The sequence below is a fragment of the Planococcus plakortidis genome (assembly GCF_001687605.2).
Taxonomy (GTDB): domain Bacteria; phylum Bacillota; class Bacilli; order Bacillales_A; family Planococcaceae; genus Planococcus; species Planococcus plakortidis.
This window is the reverse complement of the sequence record NZ_CP016539.2, coordinates 781,355-806,446: the sequence shown is the minus strand read 5'-3', so window position 1 is coordinate 806,446 and position 25,092 is coordinate 781,355. Positions and strand designations below refer to the sequence as shown.

25 protein-coding genes are annotated in these 25,092 nt (G+C 50.8%); 12 read left to right on the top strand and 13 right to left on the bottom strand.

The annotated features are described in order from the left end of the window. The first annotated feature begins 193 nt into the window (after positions 1 to 193). The 3 genes from BBI15_RS04110 to BBI15_RS04100 all read left to right on the top strand — a co-directional run bounded on the left by BBI15_RS04110 (position 194) and on the right by BBI15_RS04100 (position 3,719). A complete protein-coding gene (locus tag BBI15_RS04110) occupies positions 194 to 952 on the top strand; it encodes a gluconate 2-dehydrogenase subunit 3 family protein (RefSeq protein WP_068872430.1) in 759 nt (252 codons plus the stop codon). A 21-nt stretch (positions 953 to 973) separates the two neighbouring features. Beyond that, a complete protein-coding gene (locus BBI15_RS04105) occupies positions 974 to 2,689 on the top strand; it encodes a GMC family oxidoreductase (protein WP_068872429.1) in 1,716 nt (571 codons plus the stop codon). A gap of 130 nt (positions 2,690 to 2,819) precedes the next feature. Next, positions 2,820 to 3,719, top strand: a complete 900-nt coding sequence (locus BBI15_RS04100; protein ID WP_068872428.1) for a LysR family transcriptional regulator — start codon at positions 2,820 to 2,822, stop codon at positions 3,717 to 3,719. 54 nt (positions 3,720 to 3,773) lie between these two features. On the opposite strand, the gene BBI15_RS04095 is transcribed toward BBI15_RS04100, so the two are convergent. The 3 genes from BBI15_RS04095 to BBI15_RS04085 all read right to left on the bottom strand — a co-directional run bounded on the left by BBI15_RS04095 (position 3,774) and on the right by BBI15_RS04085 (position 6,248). Beyond that, on the bottom strand, positions 3,774 to 4,283 hold the full coding sequence (locus BBI15_RS04095) for a DinB family protein (protein WP_068872427.1): 510 nt from the start codon (positions 4,281 to 4,283) through the stop codon (positions 3,774 to 3,776). 73 nt (positions 4,284 to 4,356) lie between these two features. Next, complete coding sequence (locus BBI15_RS04090) at positions 4,357 to 5,004, bottom strand: DUF1643 domain-containing protein (protein ID WP_068872426.1); 648 nt, start codon at positions 5,002 to 5,004, stop codon at positions 4,357 to 4,359. 116 nt (positions 5,005 to 5,120) lie between these two features. After that, positions 5,121 to 6,248 (bottom strand): NADH-dependent flavin oxidoreductase, encoded by a 1,128-nt coding sequence (locus BBI15_RS04085; RefSeq protein ID WP_068872425.1) that lies wholly within the window; start codon positions 6,246 to 6,248, stop codon positions 5,121 to 5,123. A gap of 157 nt (positions 6,249 to 6,405) precedes the next feature. Between BBI15_RS04085 and BBI15_RS04080 the strand changes: the two genes are divergently transcribed. Then, positions 6,406 to 7,434, top strand: coding sequence for an NADP-dependent oxidoreductase (locus tag BBI15_RS04080; RefSeq protein ID WP_068872424.1), 1,029 nt, complete (start codon positions 6,406 to 6,408; stop codon positions 7,432 to 7,434). Positions 7,435 to 7,713: 279 nt separating this feature from the next. On the opposite strand, the gene BBI15_RS04075 is transcribed toward BBI15_RS04080, so the two are convergent. The 4 genes from BBI15_RS04075 to nadB form a co-directional block, all read right to left on the bottom strand. After that, complete coding sequence (locus BBI15_RS04075; RefSeq protein WP_068872423.1) at positions 7,714 to 8,898, bottom strand: iron-containing alcohol dehydrogenase; 1,185 nt, start codon at positions 8,896 to 8,898, stop codon at positions 7,714 to 7,716. Between the two features lie 180 nt (positions 8,899 to 9,078). Further along, on the bottom strand, positions 9,079 to 10,173 hold the full coding sequence (gene nadA / locus BBI15_RS04070) for a quinolinate synthase NadA (RefSeq protein WP_068872422.1): 1,095 nt from the start codon (positions 10,171 to 10,173) through the stop codon (positions 9,079 to 9,081). Beyond that, positions 10,173 to 11,024: a carboxylating nicotinate-nucleotide diphosphorylase gene (nadC, locus tag BBI15_RS04065; RefSeq protein ID WP_068872421.1), complete on the bottom strand. Its 852-nt coding sequence runs from the start codon at positions 11,022 to 11,024 to the stop codon at positions 10,173 to 10,175. The genes nadA and nadC overlap by 1 nt, the downstream gene beginning before the upstream one ends. Continuing rightward, complete coding sequence (gene nadB, locus BBI15_RS04060; protein WP_068872420.1) at positions 11,021 to 12,574, bottom strand: L-aspartate oxidase; 1,554 nt, start codon at positions 12,572 to 12,574, stop codon at positions 11,021 to 11,023. The genes nadC and nadB overlap by 4 nt, the downstream gene beginning before the upstream one ends. Before the next feature lie 98 nt (positions 12,575 to 12,672). On the opposite strand from nadB, the gene BBI15_RS04055 reads away from it, so the two are divergent. From BBI15_RS04055 to BBI15_RS04025, 8 genes are all read left to right on the top strand, one after another. Then, positions 12,673 to 13,806: an IscS subfamily cysteine desulfurase gene (locus BBI15_RS04055; RefSeq protein WP_068872419.1), complete on the top strand. Its 1,134-nt coding sequence runs from the start codon at positions 12,673 to 12,675 to the stop codon at positions 13,804 to 13,806. Between the two features lie 136 nt (positions 13,807 to 13,942). Then, entirely contained in the window at positions 13,943 to 14,317 is a 375-nt protein-coding gene (locus BBI15_RS04050; protein WP_068872418.1) for a GntR family transcriptional regulator, read from the top strand. Next, positions 14,314 to 15,189 carry an ATP-binding cassette domain-containing protein gene (locus BBI15_RS04045; protein ID WP_418312492.1) on the top strand — a complete coding sequence of 292 codons (876 nt, stop codon included), beginning with the start codon at positions 14,314 to 14,316 and terminating at the stop codon, positions 15,187 to 15,189. Before BBI15_RS04050 ends, BBI15_RS04045 begins: the two co-directional genes overlap by 4 nt. A gap of 1 nt (position 15,190) precedes the next feature. After that, positions 15,191 to 15,904 carry a hypothetical protein gene (locus BBI15_RS04040; RefSeq protein ID WP_068872417.1) on the top strand — a complete coding sequence of 238 codons (714 nt, stop codon included), beginning with the start codon at positions 15,191 to 15,193 and terminating at the stop codon, positions 15,902 to 15,904. Positions 15,905 to 16,032: 128 nt separating this feature from the next. Then, the gene (locus BBI15_RS04035; protein ID WP_068872416.1) at positions 16,033 to 17,682 is read left to right on the top strand and encodes an ATP-binding protein; all 1,650 of its coding nucleotides are present in this window, start codon (positions 16,033 to 16,035) and stop codon (positions 17,680 to 17,682) included. Next, positions 17,679 to 17,936: a response regulator gene (locus BBI15_RS16230; protein ID WP_084632745.1), complete on the top strand. Its 258-nt coding sequence runs from the start codon at positions 17,679 to 17,681 to the stop codon at positions 17,934 to 17,936. Before BBI15_RS04035 ends, BBI15_RS16230 begins: the two co-directional genes overlap by 4 nt. After that, positions 17,930 to 18,388, top strand: a complete 459-nt coding sequence (locus BBI15_RS04030; RefSeq protein ID WP_157101621.1) for a response regulator — start codon at positions 17,930 to 17,932, stop codon at positions 18,386 to 18,388. The genes BBI15_RS16230 and BBI15_RS04030 overlap by 7 nt, the downstream gene beginning before the upstream one ends. Positions 18,389 to 18,561: 173 nt before the next feature. After that, positions 18,562 to 19,884 carry a CitMHS family transporter gene (locus BBI15_RS04025; protein ID WP_068872415.1) on the top strand — a complete coding sequence of 441 codons (1,323 nt, stop codon included), beginning with the start codon at positions 18,562 to 18,564 and terminating at the stop codon, positions 19,882 to 19,884. Between the two features lie 52 nt (positions 19,885 to 19,936). Here BBI15_RS04025 and BBI15_RS04020 read toward each other — a convergent pair whose 3' ends face one another. From BBI15_RS04020 to BBI15_RS03995, 6 genes are all read right to left on the bottom strand, one after another. Beyond that, positions 19,937 to 20,872 carry an acetamidase/formamidase family protein gene (locus BBI15_RS04020; protein ID WP_068872414.1) on the bottom strand — a complete coding sequence of 312 codons (936 nt, stop codon included), beginning with the start codon at positions 20,870 to 20,872 and terminating at the stop codon, positions 19,937 to 19,939. A gap of 100 nt (positions 20,873 to 20,972) precedes the next feature. Beyond that, positions 20,973 to 21,125, bottom strand: a complete 153-nt coding sequence (locus tag BBI15_RS16510; RefSeq protein ID WP_167358024.1) for a hypothetical protein — start codon at positions 21,123 to 21,125, stop codon at positions 20,973 to 20,975. 37 nt (positions 21,126 to 21,162) lie between these two features. Further along, entirely contained in the window at positions 21,163 to 21,777 is a 615-nt protein-coding gene (locus tag BBI15_RS04010; RefSeq protein WP_068872412.1) for a DUF998 domain-containing protein, read from the bottom strand. Positions 21,778 to 22,006: 229 nt separating this feature from the next. Further along, positions 22,007 to 23,083 (bottom strand): YkvI family membrane protein, encoded by a 1,077-nt coding sequence (locus tag BBI15_RS04005; protein WP_068872411.1) that lies wholly within the window; start codon positions 23,081 to 23,083, stop codon positions 22,007 to 22,009. A gap of 38 nt (positions 23,084 to 23,121) precedes the next feature. Beyond that, on the bottom strand, positions 23,122 to 24,249 hold the full coding sequence (gene menC, locus BBI15_RS04000) for an o-succinylbenzoate synthase (RefSeq protein ID WP_068872410.1): 1,128 nt from the start codon (positions 24,247 to 24,249) through the stop codon (positions 23,122 to 23,124). Further along, positions 24,246 to 25,088: a GNAT family N-acetyltransferase gene (locus BBI15_RS03995; protein WP_237150908.1), complete on the bottom strand. Its 843-nt coding sequence runs from the start codon at positions 25,086 to 25,088 to the stop codon at positions 24,246 to 24,248. The genes menC and BBI15_RS03995 overlap by 4 nt, the downstream gene beginning before the upstream one ends. Positions 25,089 to 25,092: the final 4 nt, after the last annotated feature.

Genomic DNA, 25,092 nt, shown 5'->3' with positions numbered 1-25,092 from the left:
ATTAGGTTATTTAAATATGTGAAAACAAGTATTATTTTTTTCGTGTCCCTAAGCGTATAATCATTCATTGTGCTAGTTTTACGACTGTATAAACCGGTTTTTCGAACGTGGGATTTTTCTAAAATCCTCCGTTCTTTCTAGAACCAACAGTTTCTCATTCATACTTATTCCACACGATACAGGAGGTTTTACCATGGCGGAAGACGCTAAATCCCCGACAAAAAAAGGATCGACACGGCGCGAGTTTCTGAGGAATTCGGGACTCACGGTAGGCGGTGTCGTATTAGGCGGCGCGCTCGGCAGCCTGCTCGGCGGCAAAGAACAAGTCGCTACGCATGACGTCGCCCCTGCCAAGCAGTTGACGGTCAACCCGGCAGAAGCGCTCCAATTCTTCACTCCCGATCAATACCGATTGACCCAAGCAGTAGCCGAACGCATTTATCCGAAAGACGATAATGGCCCCGGCGCGATGGAATTGAACGCGGCCATCTACATCGATCACCAGCTTGCAAGCCCATGGGGAATCAATTCCAAGGAATATATGGCTGCGCCTTTCTTTGAGGCAGAAGAAACACAGGGCAGCCAAATTCGCATCCTGCGCAAAGATTTATTCCTCCTTGGCTTGAAAGCACTCGATGCCTATAGCCAGAAACAATACGACAATCCATTCATCGACCTTGAACCTGAACAGCAGGATCAGGTCTTGACGGATTTCAGCGACGGAAAAGTGCCCGATATTTCAAGCGTCAAATCGCCCCTGTTCTTCAGCTTGCTGCGAACTTTGACGATCGAAGGCGTCTATGCCGACCCGTTATATGGCGGCAATAAAAATATGGAGGGTTGGGCGATGCGAAAATACCCAGGCTCCCGCATGGCGTACGTCAAAGAAATTCAACAGGATAAATTTGTGGAATTGCCGCCACAAGGCTTGAACAGCCATATGGGGCATTGAGGAAAGAAAGGATGAATGAACATGGCTACAAAATTGCCTAAAGTACCCGTCGTCGTGGTCGGCATGGGCTGGGCTGGCGGGATTGTCTCGGCAGAATTGACGAAAGCCGGCATCCCGGTCGTCGGGCTCGAACGCGGGAAAGACCGCAAGACGAGCGATTATTTGATGGCGCACGACGAACTGCGCTATCAGCACCGTGAAGAATTGATGCAGGATCTATCAAAAGAAACCATCACGCATCGCAATAACGAAAAGATGCGTGCTTTGCCGATGCGTGATTATGGCACGTTCATCGTCGGTGACGGCGTGGGCGGCGCCGGGTCGCATTGGAACGGCCAAACTTACCGTTTCTTGCCGTATGACTTCGAAATCAAATCGATGACCGATGAAAAATACGGTCCCGACAAACTCGGCGCCGATTACCCGATCCAGGATTGGGGACTGACTTATGATGAGATGGAGCCGTATTACGACACGTTCGAAAAAATGGCGGGGATTTCCGGCGAGACAGTGGAATCCTACGGCAAACGCTCGAACCCTTATCCGACCGGCCCAATGCTCAAGACGCCCATCATGAAAATGTTTGAAGAAGCGACGAAAAATCTCGGCTATACACCATACGTCTTGCCGTCCGCCAATTTATCGGAAGCGTACGAAAACCCGGATGGCATTTCTCGCGGCGCCTGCCAGTACTGCGCATTTTGCGAAAACTTCGGCTGTGAATACGGCGCGAAAGCAGATCCTGCCGTGACCGTCATCCCCGTCGCCAAAGATACCGGACAACTGGATTTACGCACCTATTCCAATGTCACCGAAATCTTGAACGACGGAACAAAAGCGACCGGTGTCCTCTACATCGACATGATCACCGGCGAAGAGTTTGAACAGCCAGCAGAAGTTGTGGTCGTGACTAGCTACGTCTTCAATAACGTCCGCTTATTATTGAATTCAGGCCTCGGAAAACCGTACGACTCAAAATCCAATACCGGCGTGATCGGTAAAAACTATGCCTATCAAGTCAGCTCGGCTTCTTCGATGATGTTCTTCGAAGACCAGGAATTCAATCTATACGGCGGCGCCGGTGCTTTGGGAATCGAAATCCCCGAATACGCGGGCGACAATTTCGACCATTCTGACCTAAAATTCATCCACGGTGCAGGTATCCGCGTCACGCAATACGGCAACCGGCCGATTGCCAATAACGTCGTTCCAAAAGGCACGCCTGCCTGGGGTGCAGAGTTCAAGAGCCAGTCGATCAAATACAGCAATAGCTTCTTCCCAGTTAAATCACAAGGTGCCAGCATGCCTTACCGCTACAACTACCTGGATTTGGATCCGACTTATAAAGATGCGTACGGCAAACCTTTGCTGCGCATGACATATGATTACACAGAACACGACCGTGAACTAGTGAAATACATTTCGCAAAAAACACATGAAATTGCAGAAGAAATCGGTGCGGATATCATCGATACAAACGACACCCAAAGCGATTTCAACGTCAATAAAGACACCAATACGCACAATACAGGCGGCGTCATCATGGGGACAGACCCTGAAACCTCTGCCGTTAACACATATTTGCAGATGTGGGACGCTGACAACGTCTTCGTCGTCGGCGCTTCCGCTTTCCCGCACAATAGCTCCTTCAATCCGACCGGAACGCTCGGCGCGCTTTCCTACCGCGCGGCGGAAGGCATCCAGCGTTACTTGGATGAAGGCGGCTCACTCGTATAAACTTGGACCGTGGTTCTTCGGAACTGCGGTTTTTTTGGTTTGTAAGCTTTCTTGAATCGATTTGCGGAATGGCTTCGGGGTAGGCTAAACTGACAGATAGAACATGCCTCCAGCGAAAGGAGCCCGCCCCATGGATTTATTGCAAATGCGCTATTTCCAGGAAGTAGCCAAACACCAGCATTTAACGAAAGCCGCCCACGCTTTGAATGTTTCACAACCTGCCCTCAGCAAAACCATTTCCAAACTCGAACAGCGCTTAGGCTACGAACTATTCAATCGCTCCGGCCGAAAAATCCAATTAAACCCGCTCGGTGAAGCGTATTTACAAGTTGTCGAAAATGTTTTCCGAGAAATTCAAAAAGGCGAAAAGGAATTGGCGTTTTTGGCAGAAAAGCAAAACAACCTCGTCTCTGTCGCCGTGACCATTCCGACCATCTTGCCTGAACTGCTCGCTGGATTTCTGGATGTCTACCCGAATGCCCGCTTCCGCCAATACCAGGCTTTTGCGGAGCGTTTGAAAAACCAGCTTGAAAGCGGCGAAATCGATGTCGCCATTTCCACCTTTCCGCTTGAAGGAGAGGATTTGGAATGGCGCCCGATCATCGAAGAAGAAATTTTCCTCGCCGTCCCGTCCAGCCATCCACTTGCAGATCGCGAAGACATCGAATTGATTGAAGTGAAAAATGATCCTTTTATCGTCATGCCTCCGGGCTACGGGTTTCGGGACATGACCGAGCAATTTTGTGGAGAAGCCGGTTTCTATCCCGACTTTGCGTTTGAAGGAGATGAAACAGGCGTCACCTATGAACTGGTCTCCAAAGGGCTCGGCGTCGCTTTCAGCCCGTCCCTCATCCGAAGCAAGCGCCTGCCTTCTCTCGCAGTAAAAGAATTGAGGATCTCCCAGCCCATCTGTACGCGCACCGTCGGATTGGTATGGCATAAAGACCGACATCAAACCGACGCAGTCAAAGAGTTTATCCGCTATGCCACCGGCTTTTTGGAACAGGTAAAAGCACAAGCATCGTCATGACGGACGCATAGAAAAAGCTCAAGGCATCGTATGCCTTGAGCTTTTTTGGTGCGATTATTTAAGCATTCGCTTAAGGATGCGGATCTGCCCACGATGGCTTGTTTCATCTTCCACGACATGAAACCAGAGATAATACTTATTGTAGACAACTCCGTTATAATACTCTCCTTCTTCGTACAACCAACTATCGTCGACACTTTCCAATAGCGACAGCATCTTGTCCCTGACCTTGTTTAATGCATCCAGGTAATAATCAAGCGGCTGGTTGCGGATTTCGCTTCTCGCTTTGTCACCCAGTTCAAGCGGGACAATCCATTGCTCCAGTTCTCGCTCCGGCAAGTCACGATTTTCGAATGCAATGACCTGGTGGACAAATTCAATCGCCGACATGTGCATCAATAGCGCCCCAATCGAATTCGAATGTCCGTCAGCCAAATAATCGAGCTCTTCGGTCGACAAACCTTCCACATCCGCCAATGTAACCGCGCGCGTATAATTGAGCATCGAGACAAGTTCACCGACTCTGGGTGAGAATCCTGTTTGCTCTTTGATCCGGTAGTCCATCCTGCCGCCTCCTTTTAATAGAACAAAAAATGATAATAGCATATGCATTTTTCAAATAATGAACTTATTCCAATTATTGAAGCAAGGCTTCCATCTTATCTAACCAGACGATCCGGTCCGCAACCGTCGCGGGTTTCGGGTGACGCGGGAAACCATTTTCAACTGCCAACAATGCTTTCGCGTGTACATACGACTTTTCTGGGCTGCCCTCTTGGAACAAGCCGAACTGTGCAGCGAGCCTTTTGGCGACAGTCGACGAGCCCCAGGCAAAAATGAGATGATCTGCAGACGCCAGTAAAGCTTGACGCTCTTGCACATTGTCTTCTTGGAATAGCGAGTGGGAGATACCCGTTCTCTTGAACTTGTTTTCAATGATTTTGAAGCTCCCGATATTCCCTTCGCAAATATCCGATAAATTGATGAGCGTGATCAAATTCCATTCCTGCCGCTCCATCAAGTTCATCAACTGGTATTGCGTCGGATTCGGTTTGGTGGAGATCCACTCCGCGTCATGCGGGCTCTTTAAAGTTTCGCCAGCTTGCGCGCAATTGGATGGGTTGATCATGACGATCACTGCGTCTGCTCGAGTCGTAGAAACGCCGTTTCGCCTGATGCGTGCTTCACGGCGCATGAGAATCTTTTCGTCCTCTATTTCGACATGATAAAACTTTGCCTCAACCGAAAAGAGTTGCTTCAAGTGTTCAGCTGGAATCAGTGACACACAATCACTCCTCGTATACGTATTCTTCATTTAAGTCTAACAAATATGGAAGATCCACGTCTTTTGTCGAATCAAAAAGCTCCCAGGCCATATCCGGCCTGGGAGCTTGCTATTCTTTATACTTTCGCGTCAACTTTGACCATGCCGTAAGAAGTGATGGCGTTCCACATCATTTCCGGGATGTCGAGTTTGCCGACCAGTTCTTGCGGGATCGTTTCGTTGATGTCTGCTTCATTTCCTTGCTTCACTTTCTCGGTCCATTCCGGATCGACCAGTGCTTGACGGCCCATGACGACGATGTCCGCGCCTTCTTCAAGTGCGGCTACCGCATGTTCAGGCTGCGTGACGCCGCCGACTACGACAAATGCGACGCGGCCGTTGATTTGTTTCGACAGAATTTGGACGATGCTGTCCCCGTCTTCCATGCCGCGCGGCGCTTTTTTGAATTCCATAAGCGATACGTGGATATAATGGATGCCGCCTTCGATCAACAATTCGACCAATTGTTTCGTTTCTTCAATCGTATAGCCGACCGAATCGGCATTGTTTTCCTCCGGTGACAAACGGTAGCCGATGATGAAGCTGTCGTCTGCATGTTTCGCAGCGACTTGTTTCACTTCGTCCAATACCGCGACACCGAACTTCAAGCGGTTCTCTAAGCTGCCGCCCCACTCGTCTTCACGCTGATTATAAGTGGCTGAGACGAATTGCTGGATTAAATATGTGTTGGCGCCGTGGATTTCCACACCGTCAAATCCGGCTTCGATCGCGCGGCGCGTCGTTTCACCGAAATCGCGGATGATGTCCGTGATTTCTTCTCCCGTCAACGCGCGCGGTGTCGGCTTGTCCGCAGATTCCGCGATGGCGCTTGGTGCGACCGTTTCACCCGCTTGGATTAAGTCCGGCTGGCCTTGGCGACCGCCGTGCTGCATTTGCAGGATGGCTTTGCTGCCTTGTGATTTCATTTCCGACGCGAGCTGCTTCAAGCGCGGCATAACGTCGTCTTTGAATGCGACAAATTGGTTCGGGAAGGCGATGCCGTTTTCTGAAACGGCGATGCAGGCGGAGACGAACAGGCTGCCGAGACCTGCGCGGCGCTGGTAATACGAAAGTTCTGCATCCGAGACAGTGCCGTCCGGATTTCCTGAATATGTCGTCATCGGCGCGACGCCTAAACGGTCAGACAGGACAACGCCGTTCGGCAAGGTGATTTCTTCGAATAATGGCTTGTATTGCGGATTCATTTAATGACCTCTTCCCTTGAATTAAAGTTAGTTATATTAAAATATCATAGCGTTAGGACAACTACAACAATACGAGCTTGGCGAGCTGGAAATTTTACTTCCTTTCTTTGGGAGTGGTACGCTCTTCTATGCAAACTTATTCCAAGGAGGAATTTACATGACACCAAACACATATAGAGAAATCCAATTGGCGAACCGCCCAGAAGGCACGCCCACTGACAGCGACTTTAATTTTGTCGAAAAAAATATCCCGACAATCGGTACGGATGAATTATTGCTGAAAACTTTATACCTTTCCGTTGACCCGTATATGCGCGGACGCATGAAAGACCAGAAATCCTATGTGGCACCGTTCGAATTGAACAAAGCCATTACCGGCGGCGTGCTGGCTGAAGTCATCGAGTCAAATTCCGATGCTTTCAAACAAGGCGATATCGTCACTGGCACATTGGATTGGGCACAGTATAATGTCGCGGATGCGAAATCAGTGCAGAAGGTTGATCCATCCATTGCACCGATCACGACTCGTCTCGGGATACTCGGCTTGACTGGCCTCACAGCCTACTTCGGCCTGCTCGATATCGGCAAGCCGCAACAAGGCGAAACGGTCGTTGTCTCAGGCGCAGCAGGAGCTGTCGGTTCAGTCGTCGGGCAGATCGCCAAACTGAAAGGCGCACACGTCGTCGGCATCGCCGGTTCACAGAATAAGATCGACTACCTGATCAACGAACTTGGATTCGACGAAGCCGTAAACTATAAAGACGATAACTTCAAAGAAGCATTCAAAAAAGCCGTCCCGAACGGCGTTGACGTCTATTTCGACAATGTCGGCGGCGAGGTATCGGACGCGGTCATTTTTGAAATCAACCGCAACGCACGCGTCGTCTTATGCGGTGCCATCTCGGCTTACAACAACCCAGAAGGGGATATCGGCCCGCGCATCCAGTGGAAATTCATCACGACGAGCTCGATGATGAAAGGCTTCACGCTCGGCGATTACGCGCATGATTTCAAAACCGGCGCAAAAGAGCTCGGCAAATGGCTACAAGAAGGGAAACTGAAATACGAGGAAACGATCGTAGAAGGCTTCGAGAAAACACCGGAAGCATTCCTTGGCTTGTTCGAAGGCAGCAACCTCGGCAAGCAATTGGTGAAAGTCGCTGACCCGGAGTTTGCTAAACTGTAAATCTCACTTTCTTCTATAGAAACACAAAAGCTGAAGCGGGAACCTGAATGGTTTCCTGCTTCAGCTTTTTATGTTTCGTTCCAGCCGGACGCTTTCCGCGGGCACGGCCTCAGCCGCTTCGTCGCTGACGCTCCTGCAGGGTCTTCGGCTCGTGCTGTTCCCGCAGGAGTCGCCGGCTTCCACTTCACTGACATAAGCAGAGATTCATATCTGATACTTGAAGAATTCTTTTGTACTATGAACCCTTCTTTTCAATTAAAGCTTCCTAACTTTTTCATATCACACCATCTTCTTTTCAGCGACTTCTCCTGAATAGGCGGCATGGTAGATTGCGTAAATATCTTCTCTCTCAAGCGGCATCGGGCTTCTCGCCAAGATTCTTGTTTGCTTGATGCCGTCGTCTGCCAAACTGTCCAAGGCGTCTTCCCCAATGTCGAAGCCTTTCAGCGACACGGGAATATTCACGTCGGCGACGAGTTTTTTCAACTCCTCGACGCATGCATAGGAAGCTTGTTGGTCATCCAATTGCGTGACGTTGACGCCCATCGCCTCGACGATGTCCTTCATTCTCTTCTCACAGCTCGGGCGGATATAGCCCATGACATACGGAAGCAAGACGGCATTGGATTCACCGTGCGAGATATGGAACTGGCCGCCAAGCGGATACGCCAAGGCGTGCACACCGGCAACGCCGGCATTGAAGAAGGCCAATCCTGCCAAATAACTGCCGTAGCTCATATTCGTGCGCGCTTCTTTGTTTTCCCCGTCTTCTACTGCTGTGCGTATCGACCCGCTGATCAAGCGGATGGCCTGCAACGCCAGGCCGTCTGTCACCGGATTGGCGTTCTTCGACACATACGCCTCCACTGCATGCGTCAACGCGTCGATACCTGTCGCAGCCGTCACTTTCGGCGGCAAGGAAACCGTCAATTCTGGGTCGACAATCGCCACGTCCGGCAATAAATAATCATGAGTGACTACGTCTTTTGAGGATTCCAGCGACAATACAGCAATATTGGTCACTTCGGAACCCGTTCCGGAAGTCGTCGGAATTAAAATTCTTGGGATGCCTTTATCGACTAGCGCCCGTTCACCCGTCAGATTCAAGTAGTCAGCCACATTTCCTTCATGCGTCGCGAGGACGCCTGCTAATTTCGCAAGGTCGAGTGCGCTTCCGCCACCAAGTCCGATGACCAAATCAAATTTATTTTCCTTCGTATAGGCGACCAGTTTTTCCCCGACTTCAAGCGGCGGCTCCGGCACGACTTCTGTATAGATGCTTGTTTTCCACCCTTTTGCTTCAAGCGGTTCGACGATTTTTTTCGTCATCCCCAATTCTTCGAGAAACGGGTCGGTGACGATGAGGACATTGCTCGCATTCAGCCGTTCCGCTTCGTCCGTTAATTGTTCCAATGCGCCCCAGCCGGTATGGCTGATCGGCATGAATGTAAGTTTGCTCGACACATCATCCACTCCATTTCGGTCTTTTACGATACTGGCCTCATTAACAATAAGTCGTTAAAAAGAAGCACCTCATTCTTTTATTTTCCCACTCTTCAATTGTAAGTATAATTGTTTCAAGATTCAATCTATTGAAGACACATAAAATCCCGATGCCCTGGAAATGGGCAGCGGGATTTCTTGTCACAACATTTTCTCCAGAGCCATCTTTGCTTCAACTGCCGTTTGTTCATCCACTTGGATGCGGTTGAGGACACGCCCTTCCACCAGTTCTTCCAAGATCCACGTGAAATGCGGCAAGTCGATCCGGTTCATCGTCAAGCACGGGCACATATACGGATTCAAGGAAACGATGTCGCGGTCCGGGAAATCCTGGATGAGCCGGTTGACGAGATTCATCTCCGTGCCGATCGCCCATTTCGAGCCGGGTTCGGACGCTTCGATCATATCGATGATGTATTTCGTCGAGCCGGCGAAATCGGAGGCGCTGACGACTTCATAGGTGCATTCGGGATGTACAAGGATATTGCGGTCCGGTTCTTTTTCGCGCAAATTGTCGACGTGTTTCGGCAGGAAGTTCATATGTACTGAGCAATGCCCTTTCCAGAGAATCACTTGCACGTCTTCTATCGCACAAGCACGTTCAAGCTTTTGCTTGATCGGGTCCCAAACCGCCATGTGCTCGAGCGGGATGCCGAGCTTTACGGCGGTATTGCGCCCGAGATGCTGGTCTGGCAAAAACAGCATGCGCTGCTTTTGGGATAATGCCCATTCGACCATTTCCTGTGCGTTCGAGGAAGTCACCGTCGCCCCCCCGTTGCGGCCGACAAACGCCTTGATGGCCGCTGTCGAATTGACGTAAGTGAGCGGGATGATCGTGTCGCCGAAAAGTTCCTGCAGCTCTGCCCAGGCGCGTTCGGTTTGGTCGATATTGGCCATATCCGCCATCGAACAGCCCGCACGCATATCCGGCAAGATGACCGCTTGATGCGGTTCGGTCAGGATATCCGCGGTCTCCGCCATGAAATGGACGCCGCAGAACAAGATGTAGTCCGCCGTCTGCCTCCCTGCGATTTGCGACAATTGTAGCGAGTCGCCGGTCACATCGGCATATTTGATCACTTCGTCTTTCTGGTAATGATGGCCCAGAATGTATAACCGGTCGCCGAGCGCTACCCGTGCAAGTTTCGCGCGCTCATGCAATTCTTCCGTGGACGCTGTTAAATAACTTTTTGGCATGGCATCCGCCATTTGCAGTTCTTCGAGCAATGAAGCCATTAGGCAAGTACCTCCTTAGGGGATATGGATAGATTCATGCTGATGTCGAGATTCGACACGCTATGGGTCAAGGCGCCGATGGAAATGACATCGACACCGGTGTCGCGGTAACGTGCCAATTTCTCGAGGTCGATGCCCCCGGACGCTTCCGTGCGGATTGTCTCCGGAACAAGCTGTACCCAGCGCCGAATGATATCTGGAGTTTGGTTGTCGAACATGATCGTATCGGGATGTGCATCAATCGCCTCCATCAACTGCTGTTCCGTTTCGACTTCCACCTCGATCATCGTCATATGGCCGAGCGAGCCGCGTACTTTTTTCACTGCTTCCGCAATCGATCCGGCCGCCGCGATGTGATTGTCTTTCAGCATGACGGCATCGTATAGGCCAATCCGGTGATTGAAACCGCCGCCTGCACGGACCGCGTATTTTTCGAACATGCGCAGTCCGGGCGTCGTTTTGCGGGTATCGACGATGCGCGTGTGCTCTGAATCGAGCGCTGCCACACATTTCGCGGTCAATGTTGCCACCGCGCTCATGCGCTGGACCAGATTCAACAGCACCCGTTCGCCTGCAAGAAGCGATGCGACAGGCCCCGTGATTTTCACGATTGCCTCGCCTGCCTCCACCCGCTCGCCGTCTTGTTTCAATAACTCCACTTGCACTGACTCGTCAAGCAGGCGATAGCCCCATTTGTAGCACTCAAGCCCGGCTACGACGCCGCTTTCTTTCATGCGGACAATTGCTTCGCCTGTATCCGTTCGATCAAATAACACGGAGGACACGTCGCGGTCTCCGATGTCTTCAAGTAAAAATTGCTTTAATGCTTGTTCTGCTTTCAAACGATTCATAGCATAATCTCCTTGAGTTCAGTTTTTCGCATGGACAGATGAACGCCGCTAGTCGAGAGCCCGATGACTTGCCCGGACCACTCGGCTTTCGGTTCAGGTGCATCGATCCGGTAATGGCCGCCCCTGCTCTCTTCCCGCAATAACGCAGCGGATGCGATAAGACTCCTTGCGGTTTGGCGATGGATAAGGGCAATGAGATCATCCGGATAATCCTGGATCCTATATGTCTTTAAAGGATGCTCCGCGAGGAATCTCTTCAAGGCTCGCGGTTCTCTCAGGATCCCAGCCACTTCCGTCATTTCCTGTCGCAGCTTGCCTTCTTCAACCTTCTCGAAAGATGCAAAAGGCGAGGGCGCATCACTTTCCACTAAGCCAGCCTCTTTTCTATGCCCGGGCTCTTCGCCAATCCACTGTGCAAGACGCTTGGCAAATACCAGCCCTTCCAACAAGGAATTGCTCGCCAGGCGGTTGGCGCCGTGGACGCCGGTCGATGCAACTTCCCCGACGGCATACAGCCCCGGAACCGACGTCCGACCGTAACTATCCGTCCTCACGCCACCCATATGGAAATGGGCACCTGGCCGGACCGGCAACAACTCTTCTGTAGGGTCGACTGCGTGATTCCGGCAGTTTTTATAAATCGACGGAAAACGCTGGTTGAAATCAGCCAATTGCCTGGCATCGAGAAAGACCGGCCCTTCGGCTTGCCAATGCCGCTCAATCGCCCTCGCCACAATATCACGCGGCGCAAGTTCTATGAACGGGTGGATGCCTTCCATGATGCGCTTGCCGTCTCCATTTACCAATAAAGCACCTTCCCCGCGCACCGCTTCCGAAATAAGCCCGCGCGACTTGCCTTCGAGCGTCAGGATGGTTGGATGGAATTGGACGAACTCGAGATCTTCTAGTACGGCGCCTGCGTGATATGCCAACGATAACCCGTCGCCTGTCGCAACGGATGAATTGGAAGTTTCGCTGTACAATTGGCCGATGCCGCCTGTCGCGAGGACGACGTGGCGTGCTTGAACGACCGAACGTTTTCCAGACAGATCCGAAACGAGCACGCCGGTGCAGCGGCTGCTCTCCATCCTTAATTCCAATGCTTGATGAAAAGCGAAACGCGTGATTTTTCCGGACGTTTCCTCCATTAGATACCGCATGAGCAGCTTGCCGGTCTGGTCACCCCCTGTATGCACAATCCGGCGCATGCTGTGGGCGCCTTCCATCCCAAGCTTCGGCATTCCGAACTCATCGGTATCGAAAGGCAATCCTTGCGCCATTAGATGCTTCATGATGGCAGAACCTTCAGTGGCCAGAATTTCGACGCGCTCGGCATCTGCATGATTTGCCGATGCGAGCAAAGTGTCCGTGGCATGGGATTCCGGCCGGTCATCGAAACTCAAGCTCGCGGCGATTCCGCCTTGTGCGAGGCTCGTATTTCCCGTCCCGGCATGTTCTTTCGTGACGACAGCGATGGAATAAGAATCAGGGAGCGAGCGCGCGAGCATAAGCCCAGCGACGCCTCCCCCGATGATGCAAACATCGAACAAACTTTACACCTTCTTTACAAGTGTCTTGACACTATTAATGACATAAAGATAAAGTGATTACAAGAATAAAGTCAGCAACGGAAAGAAGTTGATGGAAAATGATGATCTACCTGGATTCAGCGGCAACCGCCCCGATGAGTAAAGAAGCGATCGATGCTTATGTGGAAACGGCTACAAACGCATTCGGCAATACGCAAAGTTTGCATGATGCAGGATCTCTCGCAGCAGACTATCTCGCCTCGTGCCGGAAATTATGGGGACAGTTTCTCAACGTGCGGCAAGACGGCATATATTTCACCGGCAACGCATCAGAAGCGAACCAGCTCGCCATCCGCTCGTTATTGAAAGGGCGTCCTGGCCATTGCCGGTCGATCGTGTCGACGCAACTCGAACACGCTTCCGTGCTATCGGCGCTTCATGAACTCGAACGTGAAGGCTATGAGATTAACTACGTTCCGGTCGACCGGTTCGGGCTTGTCGACATGGAAATCTACGAACAATCGGTCAACGAACAAACGGCGCTCGTCGTCATGCAGCTCGTCAACTCCGAGATGGGCGCCGTGCAGCCGGTCGAACAATGCGCACAAATCGCCCGCCGCTTCGGCGTGCCGCTTCACTCGGATATCGTCCAGGGCTTCGGGAAGCTGCCGGTCGATATCGGCTTATGGGGCGTCGCTTCGGCTGTTTGTTCAGCACATAAAATCGGCGGCCCCAAAGGCGTTGGCATCGCCTACCTTGACCCATCGATCCACTGGCAATCGGTGTATGAAGGCACGACTCACCAAGGCGGTTTCCGTGCCGGTACAATCGACGTGCCGGGCATCGTCTCCGCGACCATCGCCGCAAAACACGCTGTCGCGGAACAGCCTGAAAGCTTTGAACACGCGCGCAAGCTTCAGGAATATTTGCTTGAACACTTGCCGGATGGCGTGACGGCGACAGGCGACATAAAGTCAAAATCCCCGTTCATTCACGGACTTGTTTTGCCTCATGTCGAAGGGCAATGGATGATGCTCGCCTGCAACCGCGCACAGATCGCCATCTCCACCGGCACCGCCTGCAAGATCGGCTATGGCGAAGCGATGTCCGCGATGCTTGCGATGGGAGTGGAAAGCGACGCCGCGAAAAAATTCATCCGCATTTCATTCCACCGGGAAACAAGCACCCAAGACATCGATCGATTCCTTGAGGTCGTTGAACATTCCTTAGTTGAATTCACTCCTTCCCTTTAAAAGCCGCCTCTAGTGCGGCTTCTTTTTTATGCCCGAAATTTTTCCGGCAACTTCATTGACAAAATCCGTTCACCGTTATATGGTTATACACACAAGTATATAACCATATTACCCAATCACCCAAGGAGGTGTTTTCATGGTCAACCCATCCGATTCAGCGAAGCCTCTGTTTTTACAGATTCGCGAATTGATCGAAGACCAGATCGTCAACGATCAATTGAAAGAAGGCGACCAAGCTCCATCGACAAATCAATTGGTCAATTTTTACAAAATCAATCACGCAACCGTCTCCAAAGGCATCACCCAGCTCGTCGACGAAGGCATACTTTTTAAGAAACGAGGGATTGGCATGTTTGTAGCAGAAGGCGCAAAGAAAACTTTAGTCCAGCAGCGGAAAAAGGCATTTGTCGATAATTATGTCACTGGCCTGGTCCAGGAAGCGGAAAAACTCGGCATTACGGAAGCAGAAATCATCGAATTGATCAAATCCACGAAGGGGCGTGATGCATGATGGCAGCCTCAGTCCAGCTCAATCACGTAACATTGAAATTCAAAAAATTTGAAGCCTTGGAAGATGTAACACTGACATTGGAAGCAGGCAAAATCCATGGCCTCATCGGCCGAAACGGCGCCGGCAAGACCTCCTTGTTGTCGTTGATCGCCGCTTTCCGTGAACCGACGGCTGGCGAAGTGCTTGTCGACGGCTCCCCGGTGTTCGAAAATCCCGAGAAGATGGAGCAAGTGGCGTTCATTTACGATAAGGACTATAAGGAAGAAACCGAGAAAGTGAAAAAGCTAGTCGAAGGAGCTGCCTATTACCGCCCGAACTTCGACCAGGAGTTTGCCGATCAGTTGCTCAAACGCTTTAAACTGCCGCTTAACAAGCCGGTCAATAAACTGTCCAAAGGGATGCAATCGGCGATGAACGTCGTGATCGGCCTTGCCAGCCGCGCGCCACTGACCATTTTCGATGAAGCCTATCTCGGCATGGACGCACCGGCACGCGAAATTTTCTACAAGGAATTGCTGAATGATCAAGCGGAGCATCCGCGCACATTCATCCTCTCCACCCATCTGGTGTCGGAAATGGATTATTTATTCGACCATGTCGTCATTATCGACCAAGGCAAATTGTTATTGAACGAGCCCTATGAAACCGTGTCAGCACACGGCGCGTCCATCACGGGATCTGCCGAGCAAGTCGAGGCATTCACATCTGATATGAAACGCTTGAACGAACAGCAGTTGGGCGGGACCAAATCCGTCATGGTCTATGGCGAACTCGACGATGCCAAACGACAAGAAGCACGTGCGCTAGGGCTTGAAATCGGGCCGGTTTCACTTCAAGATTTGTTTATTCATTTAACCGAGGAGGCAATATAATATGACATCCCCGCGCTATAGAAGAGTTGCAGCCGCTGTCTTTTCCGATATGTTCAAATGGAGTTTGTGGTTTTTCTCCATTCTTTTGACGATCCATGTGATAAGAGTGTTTTGGTTGAATGGCGACACCAATCAAATTGAAGGTTTCTTCGTCTTTTCCCAGTATTCTGTGAATATTTTCATGTTGGTCGTCGGCATCATGTCCGCTTATGTATTCATGAGCCGCCACATCCAGCAAGGCGTCAGCCGCAAAGATTCTTATCTCGGCACTGCCCTGGCAGCACTCGCGTTGTCTGCATTCGCTACCTTGGTTCCACTCGTCATCAACGGTCTTCAACACTTGCTTGCTGAATCGATCTCACTGCCTGTCGAGTTGGATACAGCCTCTGCTTTCGAGACGACAGGCGGCTGGTTTGCTGCTGCGATTGCGCTGTTCCTAAATACTCTGACTTTCTATTTAGCCGGTTGGATCATCAGTATCGGCTATTACCGCTTTGGCTGGATTGCCGGCTTCGGCTTTATCGCCTTATCATTCATCATCTTTGGCTTGAATGATTATCTATGGAAACCGAATACGGCCGATGCAATGGAATGGCTGCCATACGACCCGCTCGAAGCAAATTTTTGGCTGACAGCACTCGGATCGTCCATCCTAGTCCTGCTTCTTTTCTCGTTGATGCGATTATTGACCAAACGCGTCACAATCAAAATGTAAAATCTACCGAAGCCTTGCCCATTCATCCGGCAAGGCTTTTTGCATGCCCGGTTGATGGAACTGCACCCTCTACGCCTTGCCCGCTATGGTATGATGTCTACAGAAATTATCCACAAGGAGCCTGCTACATGTTTCTACAAAAGACAGCCAAGAAGCGCAGCTGGAACGATGAACCGGGCCGTGCGCTTTCATTAAAAACTAAAATGGTCGCCTTGATTGCGCTGTTGATCGCAGCGGTTCTCTTGGTGATCGGCTTGTTTTCGAATTATTTTGTGCGCACCGTGACCGAAGACCAGCTCGGGGAACAAGCGCTCAGTGTCGCAGAAGCCATCGCCCTTAACCCCGATATCATCGAAGCATTCGATGCACCAGACCCGGCAGCCGTCATCCAGCCGCTCGTCACCCCCGTGCAGCAAGCAACCGAAGCGGAATTCATCGTGGTGGGGAACCGCGAAGAAATCCGCTATTCCCATCCGAATCCCGAACAGATCGGCGGGCGGATGGTCGGCGAAGACAACGAACGGGCTCTTAATAAAGGCCAATCCTATGTCTCGAAAGCAGCCGGCACCCTCGGTGATTCGCTGCGCGCGAAAGTGCCCATCTATTCCGACGGGCAAATTATCGGTGTCGTCTCAGTCGGCTTTCTTTCGACCGACGTCCAGAGCTTGATCGGCGATTATACGCAGGAAGTCTGGCTTATGCTGCTCATCATCGGCGCTGTCGCTTTCTTGATGGCAATCGCCATTGCTTCGTATATCAAGCGCAAACTTCACGGCCTTGAGCCCGAAGAAATTGCCCATCTGCTATTCCAAAAAGAAACCATTCTGCAATCGACCCATGAAGGCATCATCGCCGTTAATCGCCTGGGCCACATCACTTTGCTCAATCACCAGGCCAAGCAATTATTGTTCGGAAATGAGAAAGACGAACAGTCATTGATCGGCCAACCGGTCACCGAAGTGCTGCCTTCTTCCGATCTGCCTGAAATTTTGGCGAGCGGCACGAGCCATTTCGACCAGGAACGGCTTTACGGCGAGCATCCGGTCTACGTCAACTCAAGCCCGATCCATTTCGAAGGGGCATTGGTCGGGGCGGTTTCGACTTTCCGCTACAAAACGGAAATCGACCAGTTGGCGAAAGAACTTGCCCAAGTAAAACAATACGCCAATGCGCTGCGCGCCCAAACTCACGAATTTTCGAATAAACTCTATACGATTTCCGGATTGCTTCATTTGGACAAAAGAAAAGACGCCCTTGAATTCATCCGGACCGAACATCATATCCAGCTCGAATGGTCGCGACAGTTGATCGGCAAAGTGAAAGACCCGCTCATCAGCGGCTTGTTGCTCGGCAAGATCCATCAAGCACGTGAACAGCAAGTGCAGCTGACAATCGGCGAGGATAGCAGCCTCCAGCAAGCTGTAGCTGAACCGCAGCGACAAGCCCTCTTGACCGCCATCGGCAACTTGCTCGATAATGCCTTTGAAGCCGTCAAGCAACAGCCAATATCAGAGCGGCTCATCTCCCTGACATTTACCGATATCGGAGATGACATCATTTTTGAAATCGATGATTCCGGTTCCGGGATCTCCCCGGCCATTGCGAGCGGTATCTTTAATGAAGGCACATCATCGAAAAGTACTGCTGGCCGTGGCTTCGGCTTGAGTACGACGAATCGCCTCGCCAAAGCGGCTGGCGGCGAAGTGCTGATCGAAGAAAGTGAACTCGGAGGCGCTTGTTTTGTACTGACTTTACCGAAAGAAGGAATACACCCATGAACACACCACTTCACGTATTGATTATCGAAGACGATTTCCGCGTGGCCGGCATCAACGCCGAACTCGCCGGGCAAGTCGCTGGGTATGCAGCTGCCTCGATTGCCAAATCAGGAGATGAAGCCATGGCCTATTTAGAGAAGGCAGCGCCGCTTCCGGATCTGATCCTGCTCGATGTCTTCATCCCCGACCGCTCGGGCTGGAACTGTTTTGGGAAATCCGCACTAAGTATCCTCAAATCGCCATCATCATGGTGACTGCCGCCAATGAAATTGAAACGATTGCAGCAACCGTTCGCGGCGGCATATTCGATTATTTATTGAAACCTGTCGACTTCGGGCGGTTTGCGCAAGCCTTGGAACGCTTCCGTGATCAGCGGTTGTTGCTCACTGAGCCGCGAGACTGGCAGCAAAGCGAGCTCGACCGCCTGTTCGGCGTGACCGCTGCACAAATGGCCCAAACAGAAGACAATGGCGAAGAGCTTCCGAAAGGCATCGACCAATTGACTTTGGACGGCGTCCGCGACTTTTTGAACGCTTCTCCACCTGAAGGGGCCAACGCCATGGAAGCCGGCAAAGCTGTCGGCATCAGCCGCTCCACCGCAAGGCGCTACCTGGAGCATCTGGTCGCAAGCGGTGATGCGAAAGCGCAATTGAATTACGGGGAAATCGGCCGTCCTGAACGGCGTTACGTCCCGTGGACAAAATGAACAAAACCCCCAAAACGCTCTTTAGTCGCCTTAAGTGAATAATCTTATTTTTCAAATCCCTCTGTGATAAGTTGTTATTTATAACTTGAACCGGGGGATTTATTTTTTGCGCCAATATGTATGCGTTTACAAAATAATCCTCCGCGCTATTTTGCACCTAGGGGGAATCCAGTATGTTAAGCATTATTGCCTTATTTACGATTATCATCATTGTGGCACTTCTTATCAGCAATAAAATCACGCCAATCGTCGCACTTGTGCTTGTGCCGATTGTGGCTGCCTTTGTCGCAGGATTCAGCTTCGCGGAAATCGGCGACTTCTTCAATAGCGGCGTCGAATCGGTCATCAGCGTCGTCATCATGTTCATCTTCGCGATTCTCTTCTTCGGCATCATGCAAGATGTCGGTTTGTTCGACCCATTGATCAATAAAATGATCGCTGTCTCGAAAGGAAACGTCATCGCTGTCGCTGTCGGCACCGTCGTCATCGCCGCGGTTGCCCAACTTGATGGATCGGGCGCATCCACTTTCCTGATCACCATCCCAGCACTGCTTCCGCTCTATAAGCGCTTGAAAATGAACCCTTACCTCCTGCTATTGCTGGTCGGTACTTCGGCGAGCATCATGAACATGCTGCCGTGGGCTGGACCGCTCGGCCGCACCGCTGCCGTTCTTGGCATGGACGTAACCGAATTATGGCGCCCGTTGATCAAAGTCCAAGTGATCGGGCTCATCCTATTGATCGCCCTGGCTGTTTTGCTCGCAATGCGTGAAAAGCGACTCATCGCAAGACGCGGTGATTTTAACAAGGAAATCTTCGAAGAAGCTGACCCGCTCGATATGACGGCTCAAGACGAAAAGTCACAAAAAGCCGCCGCCCTTCGCCGGCCGAAGCTCTTATGGGCAAACACTCTCTTGGCGCTGGCCGTCATCGGCGTGCTCGTATGGGGCGTCATTCCAGCAGGCCTTGCCTTTATGATCGGCGTCAGCATCGCCTTGCCGCTCAACTACCCGGACATGAAAGACCAAATGGATCGCATCAAAGACCATGCGCCGAATGCGCTTCTCATGGCGGCAATCATTTTGGCTGCCGGTTCGTTCCTCGGCATCCTGGAAGGCACTTTGATGCTCGATTCGATCGCCAGTGATTTGGTCACGATCCTGCCGGCATTCGTCATTCCTTACCTGCACTTGATCATCGGATTCTTCGGCGTGCCGTTCGATTTATTGCTCAGTACCGACGCTTATTATTTCGCCTTGTTCCCGATTGTCGAACAAGTCGTCACAGGCGCCGGCGTGTCCTCGCTGACAGCTGCCTACGCCATGATCATCGGCAATATCATCGGCACATTCGTCAGCCCGTTCTCACCTGCCCTTTGGCTCGCACTTGGCTTGGCAGGGCTCGAGATGGGCCGCCATATCCGCTACTCCCTTCCGATTATGTGGGGCTTCAGCATCGTCTTGCTCGCTGTCTCCGTATTGGTCGGCGTCGTCTAATAGAAAAATGCCAGGAAAGAGGCAACTCCTCTTCCCTGGCATTTTTTATTGTTTAACGAATCGCACCGTGCGGCAAAATGGCGTGCACCCCCTTGACGCCGTTGACAATCTGTGTGACGTGCATGTCGACAGCGACGCTCGCGAGCGCCACCGCTTCCGTTTTTGATAGCGAATGAAACTGCTGGATCAAGCCGACCATTTCGTCGAGAGCCGTCGCTGCGGCTTCGTTCAAGTCTACATCGAAACCGAATGTCACCCAGCCGTCGGGCGTTTTAGCTTTCGGCATGGCAAGTTCCATTTCTTCATGGAGCACGACTGTCAAATTGACGAGATCCATCGGACATTCGATTGCCGTTCCGGAGTTCTCGCCATCGCCTTGTAGCGCATGACCATCGCCGAACGACAAGAGCGCCCCTTCCACTTCGACCGGCAAAAACAGCGAGCTGCCTTCGACCAGTTCCTTGCAATCGATATTGCCGCCCGTCCGGTACGGCGGCGAAGTGCGGTGCGTTCCCGCCTCTCCAGGCGCCAGGCCGATGAGCCCAAGAAACGGCGACAAGGCGACGCTGAATTGCCTGCCGGACATTGTGCAGTTGCCGGTCATCTGCTCACGATCCAGCGTCCAGTCCACTTGGAGGCGTTCGCTGTCCACGATGCCGAGCTTTTCGTTTTGCCAAGCCGGCGTACCGCCCGCCCAATTGCGCCCGTACCAGCCAGGCACATTTTGGTTAATGCGCACTTCGATCACCATTCCAGGCTTTGCGCCTTCAATGGCAATCGGGCCGATGAGCGGATGGCCGAGCTGTTCTTCGTTTTCGCGCGAACTGTAAATGACCCGTTCTTCATCCTGATGCGCTGAGTAGCCCCATTGGATATCCGGTGTCCGCGTTTCGATCGTATCACCTGATTGGATTGTCAAAATCGGTTTGTATTCTTTATTGAACGAAGAGTGGAGATTTTCGGATTTAAGTTCAATTTTATGGTTCATGAGTGTCCCTTTCTGTATACACGGTTTCTTTTAATTATAACGGAAAATATAACTCCTTTTATATAGAAAAAACCTGCCGATGACCCGGCAGGCTTTCCGTTTAGGCACTGCGTTTCCGGAACGCGCGCCGTTCGGCGTATATGGCGCATTGCGCACAGACGACGACCGCTTCATCACAATCGTTATAGTATTTCCGTGGCTCCCGCGCTTTTTGTTTGCACACCGCGCATTTCTTCTTGAAAAACGAGAACATATCCTGTCGCTCCTTTGATTTTAGATTCCAGGTACCTTTATTGTTTCATAGTAAAAAGCAGAAGGGAACTAACGAGCATCCATAGCTGCAGCGCACCAATATTGAGCCGTTCAACCAGCCCGAAATACGGCCAGCCCTGGGCGAAAAAGATTGCGGTCGTTCCCCCGGCAATCAAGATGAACAATCCTGTTGCGATGGAATACTGTCCGTATACTTTGAAATCATGGTCTTTTCTCAACCCAATCCCGATCAGCAGCGGTGCCAGAATCGTCAGCGGGACGATCAATGCCGTTACCGCCAAATGCATCACGCCGGTAAAGCTCAACGGTGCTCCCGGGGCATTTTGAGGAAACAAGCCATACGTAATCGACACGATATGCATCGCCAGAAAAACCAGCATGCCTGCGCGTGAAATTTTCGGCGCAAAGCGTTTAAAGACTAGATAGCCACTCGCCGCGAACACAATCGAACAGATACCGTACAAAAACGTAATGGCCGTCAACATCCCGCGGTCCGGCGCCCCTTGAGCCGTCAAATCGCTGATCGGCTGATGCAGATGGCGGTAACCTTCCCACAGCCATCCGCCAAGCAAGACGTGGAAAACGTAGAAAAACACAGCGATTGCTCCGAAAATCGTCAGTTTCTGTGCCATGTGCATCCTCCTTTAATAGAAACGCAACTCTGCTTTCCCCATTATCCCTCCTGCGATAAGATTTGGGTAATTTTTTCGCAATCAAGCTATCCCATACTTTTATTCCATCATCACTGCCAGCTGAAAACAGCTTTAAAAAGCCAGAATGGATATCACTGGAAAGTGATGTCCATTCTGGCTTTGACGTCCTTGCTAAGGCAAAACTTGCTTGTCATGCTGATGGCTTATGTTAAAAACTCAATACTTTTGCTGCCTTTTTCTGTTTTGCCGCTTTTTTTGTCCGGAACCAAGCAATCACGATTGCCGCAATTAGCACAAAGCCCAAATAACCCATTACAGGATAGACTGTGCCAACCAAGGTTACAAAGCCGACAAAGCTTGAAGCAAATGCCACCACTCCAAAGATGCCAACAGATGCTTTGAATTTTTGAGTGCCCGGTTTTACCAATCTCGCCGTGAAAGCATATAGCATTCCAACGGCTGTATTGTAAATCATGCCCAAGAGGATGACCGACATGAGAACGCCCATCACCGGACTGATATTGTTCGCGAGGAACAATGTCGGCATCGGCACGGCTGCAATTGCTTTTAATTGCGTCAGCATAGTGACATTGATCAGGAGAATCAACAGCCCAAGCCCGAGTCCTCCGATCAGGCCGCCCCATCCTGCAACTTTCTCATCTTTCACCGTGCCTCCCATAACCGTCATCATTGCTGCGCCTGCAGCTAGGTTATAAGAAACGTATAGGCAAGCGCCAAGCAGCCAATGTGGAGCTGCCTGGCTTCCGGCCGCTGCACCGAAATCAGCCGTCGAAAAGTCGAACATCGCCAGCGAATAAATCGTCAATGCGATGACGACCAAAAGCAAGATCGGCGTAAACATACTGATGAGTGAAATCACTATGTTCACATTCAGCAAAACCGTACCGATGACCAAAACAGCCATTAGAATATTGCCGACAAGGCTTGGAATGCCGAATTGCTGTTCAAAAATTGCGCCTGATCCCGAGAACATGACCACCGTTACACCGAAAAGGAAGAATGTAATGATAAAGTCGACTGCAGTTCCAAAATACTTTCCGCAAATATGATAAACCACACTTTCATGGGATTTCGTCTGCAACCGGCTTCCGAGTTGAGTCAAATTCATGCCCAGAAATGCGAACAATCCGGCTGCAATGACCGACCCTAAAATACCCCACGCGCCAAAACTAGTGAAAAACTGCAATACTTCCTGGCCAGATGCAAATCCTGCTCCCACAATAACGCCGATGAACGCAGCACCAATTTGAAAACTCTTCTTCATCATTCTTCCCCCCGCTTTTTCATAATGTTATTCCTACTTTATTGGACCGGTTCTTCCTGTTTCGAGAAATGCCATTTGTCTACCGTGTAGCGTTCCAATGCCTGGCGGTCGACTTCGTATCCGATGCCATTTCCTTTCGGCACGGTGATATAACCGTCCTCCACCGTCACTTCGGGCAAGATGATATCCTGTTCCCAATATCTTGAAGATCCCGCCGTATCGCCCGGCAATACAAAGTTCGGCAAAGTCGTCAGCGCAACATTATGTGCGCGCCCGATTCCAGACTCCAGCATTCCGCCACACCATACCGGCACATTTTTTTCGAGGCAATAATCATGGATCTTCTTCGCTTCCGTCAAGCCGCCGACACGGCCGATTTTAATATTGATGATTTTCGTACTGCCCAATTCAATGGCTTTTCTTGTATCTTCGAGTGAATGTATGCTTTCATCCAGACAAATCGGTGTCTTCAATTGTGACTGCAGTTTTGCATGGTCGATAATGTCGTCTGATGCGAGCGGCTGCTCAATCATCGTTAAGCCGAATTCATCAAGTTCTTTCAGCAATTCCGTGTCTTCAAGGCGATATGCTGAATTGGCATCAGCCATCATCGGGACATCTGGAAATTGTTTGCGCAATTCCCGCATCACGCCAACGTCAAAGCCCGGCTTGATTTTCACTTTGATGCGCTTATAGCCCTCCTCCACAAATCCGCGGACTGTTTCGATAAGCTCCTGCATATTCTCATTAATGCCGATGCTGATACCGACTTCGATTTTCTCAAGCTGGCCACCCAATGCTTGGGCAAGTGGAATCTGTTCCCGTTTCGCGTACAAATCCCAAACCGCACCCTCAACTGCCGATTTCGCCATATTGTTTTTTCGCAAATGCGCAAACAGCCCATTCACTTCTTCTGGATGAATGATGTCATTCTCCAAGACGATCGGCACAAGGAAATCACGGATGATATGGAGATTGGTCTCAACCGTTTCCTCGCTATACCAGGGTGAATGGAAAGCAACCGATTCCCCCCATCCTGAATTGCCTTTTTCATCTTTCACTTCGACGACAAGAAATTCTTTTTCCTGGAACGTCCCGAAACTTGTGGTGAAAGGATGTTTCAGTACCATTTTAAGTTTTCGCACATTCACTTCCATGATTTTCATACGGCTTCTCCTCTTTCTGTTTTTTCTAATGACATCATCTCTTTCGGGATGAACTGATAATATTGGACAGCATCTTCAGTTTTCCGGACCCCTATAAGGGCATAGCCTCTGGCGAATAGCGTTTGGAAAATTTCCCGGATTTTCAAACGCCAGTCCAGCGCCAAATCCGGCTCTTCTTTCTTGATCGTTTGGAAAGCTTTAGGAACAGGCACTTCATATGCTTCCGCACGACCTTCCAGTTCGTTGCCATCCACTTCAAGGGCCGGATGGCCAAGTTCCGACAGATGCGTACGATAAGGGTTTTCGAAATGCATGCCTTCAGGGCGCCATTTATTTTCGACATGGACACTTGAAATCCACCATTCGATTTGAAGGCGATCAGTCGGGAGGCCTCTGTTCAGCCCATCATCCATTTTCCCGTAGCAATTCTCCAAATACGTCGAGCATATTCCGTTAAGCCGGGTTGTATTCAAATAGGCATTGCGGCTCTCCAGCGGATCGAACGTCCATTGGATCAAATCATATCCGATTTCCTTGGCTGCTTTCCGTTGCTCTTCCTTCAGCATTCTGCCGATTCCGCTAGATTGGAAATCAGGATGGATGCCCATCATATGAGAACATAAATAGGCTTTCCCCTCTTTAAATCCTGCAAATCCATAACTATAGCCAATTAACTTTTCTTCATGGAAAGCGCCGACGAGAATGCCGCCGTTTTTGGAAGCAGTAAAGGTTTGATGCGTTGGAACCGGATCCATATCCCAAACTTCACGTTCTAGAATTTGGATGAGCCGCATATCGTCGTTTGTTTCCAATTTCCGTATCGTAAACTTCTTTTCCACCTGA